A 5,864-nucleotide genomic window follows, 5' to 3' on the forward strand; every position below is an offset into this window, starting at 1 on the left:
AGGTTTCTGCCGAAGCACTCACACCAGATCTCGGCATTGCTGACCTCGGTGCGCCTTATGGAACCCTTGTCCGATGTAATATCGCCTTCGAGGTAATTGCGACGATCGTAGACATCCATATCCGCCCAGTTGTCCGGCAAGAGCCGGGAAAGATACTCCTCAACCAGACCCTGACGCTCGTCCGCTTCCATCGCACTCTTCTGGGCATCTTCCGCCGCCCGCAGAAGGTCGCCTTCGAGATAGAGCTTCTCGCCCTGTTCGTAGTAGTACTTGGCTTCCGCCCAGATCTGGTCTCGCTCCTCGGGCGTAATCGTCCAGTCCACGCGCTGCTCCGTCTGGTGGCATTTAATAATCCAGAATCGACGGTTGCCTGTGATGTCACGAAGATAGCCCCGCTCTCCATTGACCGTAGCGACGATGATGCACTGCCTGGGATGGCTTTCCACGACCTTGCCGTAGCTGGGTCGGTATTTATCGTCCGCTGTGGATAGAAAGGACTTGACCTTTTCGATGTCCGCTTTTTTCATTCCGGCAAGTTCGCTGATCTCGATAATCCAAAAGCCTTGCAGTTTTTCAGCGGCGGACTTGTCGCTCATATCGGTAAGCGAAAGGGAATCTGAAAAATAGTCATCCCTCGCCAGGGACCGCCACATGGTGCCCTTACCGATGCCCTGTGCCCCATCGATGACCGTCATGCTGTCAAACTTCACGCCCGGCTCGTAGATGCGGGCAACTGCTGCAGCTAAGGTCGTTCGGGATACCGTGCGGACATACTTCGTGTCGTCCGCCTTCAGGTAACGAATAAAGAGGGTTTCCGCCCGCACCGTTTTATCCCAGGGAGGAAGAGAATCCAGATAGTCTCTGATAGGGTGAAAACGTCTGTCGTCGGCCACCTTGGTAAAACTGACGTTATGGTTGCGGTCGGAAAAAGGAACATAGCGAACGTCCAGCAAGGCTTTGAGCTGGGCTGTGTCGGCATCCCGCCAGAACTTGTTATCCGCCGGCCGATCCCAGGGCACTTCGCCTGTGACCTGAACCCGATGCGCCATCTCGTTATAGGCAAAGCCGGCGAAGTCGGGGTCATTGTTGAGAATCAGCATCTCGTTCCAGACACTGTTTTGAAGGACGGTGCTTCGGGACATGTACTGCAGGTCTTTCTGCCAGTCCGTATTCTCACTGCTGAAATCCTCACCGGCCTGCTTTCGTTTTTCTTCCATGCCGGATAGCTTTACCTTGTCAAGCGACATGGCAAACTCGCACATCTGATTGAAACTTTTCTTGTCATCACCGAACTTATGAAGACGGACGAGATCAAAAGCATTGCAGAGTTTCAGATAGGCGATATCTTTTGCGTGATGGCTGTAGACAAACTTGCCGTTTTCTTTGATCTCAACACCGGGTAGGCTGTCCGAGCCAATCAAGTGGTAACGGTTCGGATTGTCTGTTGCTTCATATATATCGGGCAAAAGCTCCTCCATCGCTGTGCTGATGGGAAAATAGGTGCGGTTGAAAAGACCGACCACGCCCGTTTTCGTAAGCGGATCTTGTACCTTTTTAACTTCCGTTGAATTGGCTCTACTCTCCCTGGAGGAAGTAGGCAACTGCGCCGGATCTTTCCAGCCAGGATGTTTGGCAAGGATATCGTCCGGATCAAGCCAGTCTTTATCCGCTTTTTTGAAAATAAACTCACCGTTGGAAGGCGTGCTTGGCCAGTACATGAGCTGGTTCGGAAGGTAGGAGCAGGAATCAAAATAGTCAATGCCAAGTAGATCAGCAAGAAAACGAGCAACAGCGACAAACTCCTCAGCAGTTGTGTCCCTTACGAGCGGAAAGATCATCCTGATTCTAGGGGCTTCCGGCGTATGACTGTGGGTCGTATAAAAGCAGGACGCATAAGGCGTTAGCGATTCAAAGTCCTCAAGAAACTCTGGTTCAATATAGTCACCGTCGAGCGCAATCATGGAGCGGGAAGCCACGGTGTTGGAGAGCCTTCTTCCTCCGGTCAAAACCCCGGCGACAAAGCCGCCGTGATCCTTGGCCGACTGCCGCTCCGCCTTCGTCATACGCTTGTATTCTTCAGCGGATTCAGGTGTACGGATGGTGACCTTGAGCCGTTCTTTTAACTCATCAAAAGTAATGACTTTGTTTGACCATTTCTTGGCGTAGCAGCTGCTGCCATAGGCAATAGGTAAATCTCGCATTCTCAAACCTCCTCCGTACCGACATAGTGAATAGGAATCTCAAGCTCCTGAGCTGCCTTGATTTCCTGCCACATACCGATGGTGATTTCCCGACCGAAGACCCAAAGCTCACTACATCTCTGTAAAATTCCGAGGTTCATCTCAATGGCCTGCTTTCGTTCCTCCGAATCGTTGTCATCCATGAACTGTGGAAATAAGAGATGTGGCGCAATCGGGATGAAGCCTTTGTCCACGGCATAACGGCAATACCGTCTTGCCAGTTCTGTGTTTGTCTCAATATCGCCCCGGTAAGGCGAGCAGACAAAAATCATCTGTTTCATGTAAAAAGCTCCTTTCGGAATATTTCGAGAGGAGCCATCAAAAAAGGATATTGAAAGTTTCCTCTCAATATCCCCTTGGACAAGTTTTGTGGTTGTGAGTAAAAGACTCAAAAATTAGAGCGAATAATCTGATTGCAGCTTTACTATTTCGTTCAAACGAATTATACTAAATATAGTTCGTTTGAACGAAGAGGAGGTTGTCCGATGGAATATGTAACGGTTCAAGATAAAGCAAAAGAATGGCAAGTAAGTGAACGGCAAGTTCAATATTACTGCAGGCAAGAAAAAATCGAGGGAGCTTTTAAGCAAAGTGGTGTGTGGCTGTTACCATACGATTCCCAAAAGCCGTGTAATGTAAAAACCATTGAAAAGCCCTTGAGATTATTGTCATTGTTTTCTGGTTGTGGTGGTTTAGATCTTGGCTTTGAAGGGCATTTTGAGATATTCGAAACTCAATATAATTCTAGGATTCATCCTGACTGGGAGGTAGTAAAAACTCGTGACAATCGTCTTCTGCTCCCTAAGACTAGATTTAATACAGTTTTTGCAAATGACATTTTACCCGAAACACAGATTGCGTGGTCTGAGTTTTTTGAAAATAAGCATCATGTTTACTGCCTTGATAGCATCGTAGATTTAGTAAAGTTGCATACAGAAAACAATATCAATATTTTCCCTGAAAACATTGATATTGTTACTGGTGGATTTCCGTGTCAGGATTTTTCTGTAGCAGGTAAGAGACTAGGTTTTAATTCCGAAAATTCCCACACTGGCGGAAAACTTGATGTTGATGAGCCAACATCCGAAAATCGTGGCCATTTATATATGTGGATGCGTGATGTAATTTCTATAACAAAACCAAAATTCTTTGTTGCAGAGAATGTAAAAGGACTAACAAATTTAGGCGATGTTAAGGAAATAATAGAATCAGATTTTGCGAATATTTCCGATGGTGGCTATTTCGTATTCCCAGCTCGAGTTTTATTAGCGGCGGATTATGGGGTTTCGCAAAGCAGGGAAAGAGTGATTTTTTTAGGTGTTAAAAAGTCGGCTTTGCAGCCGGGTATTTTAGAAAAGCTTCGGAATATTGAGAACAACCCTGAACTTGACCCCTATCCAGAAATAACTCATTCACGTCAATCCATGCCTGGTTTAAGGCCTTATATCACACTCAAAGAAGTGTTGGGAGACTTGGATGAGCCAGATAAATCAGAAGATATTGACCAACAACGGTATTCAAAAGCAAAATTTATGGGTGCTCATTGCCAAGGTCAAATCGAAGTTGACCTCAACGGAATATCACCGACTATTCGGTCAGAGCATCATGGAAACATCGAATTCAGAAGGCTGTCAAGAAAAAATGGTGGGACAAATTATGAAGAGTTGGATGAGGGTCTAAAAGAGCGGAGACTGACCATTCGAGAATGCGCTAGGATACAAACGTTTCCAGATAATTATCAATTTTGTAGAAACGGTGTCTCTGCAACCAGTGCATATAAGATGATTGGTAATGCTGTTCCGCCCTTACTAGGCTACCATATTGCTAAAAGGATAGAGAAATTATGGCCTGTATACTTCGGATAATAGACTCGTTACAAAATCCAACTCATCAGGGTGTGCAGATTTAAGATTTGTGGACAAGCAATTATACCAATACTCGTATCTGGCCTGGGTTGAATCTACCTCTGCAGAATAATCATCCCAATTCAGACAAAGATCATCAAGACTTGTGTTTTGTATGCTTTTTTTGAATTCAGAGAAGTGATCCATTAAGGTTCCCAACACTTGAGGAAGCTTTTCAAAAAGAACACCTCTAACCTTTATATCAACTCTTCCCCCTGCAGAGAACTTATCACGCAAGCTTGAATCAACAATACTATAATTAGCAACAAGCCATTTTGCCAACCTCTTATACTTTTTAGATCCTGTAGAGTAAATGAGTTCTGGGAATAAAACGAATGCTTGTGCTAAGATTTTCTTTCTTTCTGTCAGTTCAACTTCCTCCCAAGTCTTGATGGCTGCAGGGGTGCTCTCGGCAATCCACCATGCTGTTAACCCCTGCTGTCTAAAATACTCGGTTACTAAGCCTATCGGATCAGAAGATGACTTCATTTCGTTATAACTTATACCACTTTTGTGAAAAAAAGAATCCGTGGGGTTTTGGGCGAGATCTAGCTTATATCTTGGACTGTGAGTAACAACAACGTCTGATACCGAATTTTCATATCTTGCGCTTTTAATAAAACACCCATTTTTATTGATCTTTATAAACACAATATACAGGTCATCTACATCAACTCTAGTACTCCCCAGTATGCTATTACCAAGTATGCCCCATGAGTTATCAGGGCTATTTGCATTAGTAGAGCTTTTCACTTCAATCCCGTATTTTTTTCCGTTGCCAAATGAATATACAATATCTGGGAATGAATGCCCGCCTTCGGTATAGTCGATTAAACAATCAAGTTGATTAGATTCAATCACTTGCTTAGATGCCTCAACTACAAACTTCTCAAAATCGGTAGGAGAATTACTACGAGAAAACTCATTTTTCATGCTGTCTAAAACAGTTTCAATTTTTGAAACAAAATCCGCAAAATAAAAATCATTCATCAATTAAAAACCTCCATATAAATCAATTGTAGTTATCGTTTCCCATCATCATCTCATAATGTTGTCCCTGCCCCATCAAGCGGAAAATCATCTCGAACGTCTCTCGGCATTGGTCTACACCCATGCTTCCAGACACATAGTTAAGTCCATCACTTATAAAATTTACTTCGCCCGATGCAATGTAGGAGAGCAAGCTACTAGCAACTTGGTACTTCGTAATATCAGATGTGCCGTCTTCCAGCACTTCAATGAACTTCTCTTTGTTTGCCACTAGAATCCTATCCCGCAGATCTGTTCCTTCGTAGCCACAAAGCTGAAGAAAATAATATTCGAGAATTCTTCTTACCACGTTGACCAACGGAATTTCAGAGCTTACTTCCTTGTACTCACTCCAAAGAGCGGCATAAGAATTGAGAACCGGATTATAGTTTTCCAGAGCTGTGGGAGCTTCAGATTTTCTCCGAGTGCACAAGCGGACATTAGATGAGTTGTCCGTTTTTTCAACTAGGTGGAAAGAAACGAAATGATATCGACCAGCCTGATTATACGTAATCTCTCGATGAAAGTAGGTATTATGAGTCAGGACGAAAATTTGTTTGATATAGTCGCCCCGTCCTGTATTGGCCAAGTATTCTGCATTGTTATGGCACACCTCGACCATCTCCCTAACCAGAGCACTGACAATAAATAAGGTGCTGCTGTCCATGCTTGAAACGGGATCATCTATAAC

At 44.4% G+C, this 5,864-nt stretch carries 5 protein-coding genes; 1 reads left to right on the forward strand and 4 read right to left on the reverse strand.

Annotation, left to right across the window (positions count from 1 at the left end; genetic code table 11):
• Together GX839_07675 and GX839_07680 are read right to left on the reverse strand one after the other, a co-directional pair.
• A partial coding sequence (locus GX839_07675; GenBank protein NLB05331.1) for a hypothetical protein occupies window positions 1-2,201 on the reverse strand: 2,201 nt, incomplete at its 3' end.
• A 2-nt stretch (window positions 2,202-2,203) separates the two neighbouring features.
• A complete protein-coding gene (locus GX839_07680; GenBank protein NLB05332.1) occupies window positions 2,204-2,521 on the reverse strand; it encodes a DUF4406 domain-containing protein in 318 nt (105 codons plus the stop codon).
• Between the two features lie 375 nt (window positions 2,522-2,896).
• Here GX839_07680 and GX839_07685 point away from each other — a divergent pair, with 375 nt between their 5' ends.
• Window positions 2,897-4,105 (forward strand): DNA cytosine methyltransferase, encoded by a 1,209-nt coding sequence (locus GX839_07685; protein ID NLB05333.1) that lies wholly within the window; start codon window positions 2,897-2,899, stop codon window positions 4,103-4,105.
• Here GX839_07685 and GX839_07690 read toward each other — a convergent pair.
• Window positions 4,082-5,134, reverse strand: a complete 1,053-nt coding sequence (locus GX839_07690; protein NLB05334.1) for a hypothetical protein — start codon at window positions 5,132-5,134, stop codon at window positions 4,082-4,084. The genes GX839_07685 and GX839_07690 overlap by 24 nt on opposite strands.
• Window positions 5,135-5,156: 22 nt before the next feature.
• Window positions 5,157-5,864, reverse strand: a 708-nt coding sequence (locus GX839_07695; protein NLB05335.1) for an AAA family ATPase, incomplete at its 5' end; no start/stop codon positions are given.

Origin of the sequence: Fastidiosipila sp., from assembly GCA_012511175.1 — a bacterium.
Lineage (GTDB): Bacteria > Bacillota > Clostridia > Saccharofermentanales > DTU023 > UBA4923.

Excerpts from the sequence above, each read along its gene's own strand:
- GX839_07680 (NLB05332.1), bottom strand. The coding sequence starts at position 2,521 with ATGAAACAGATGATTTTTGTCTGCTCGCCTTACCGGGGCGATATTGAG.
- GX839_07690 (NLB05334.1), bottom strand. The coding sequence starts at position 5,134 with ATGAATGATTTTTATTTTGCGGATTTTGTTTCAAAAATTGAAACTGTT.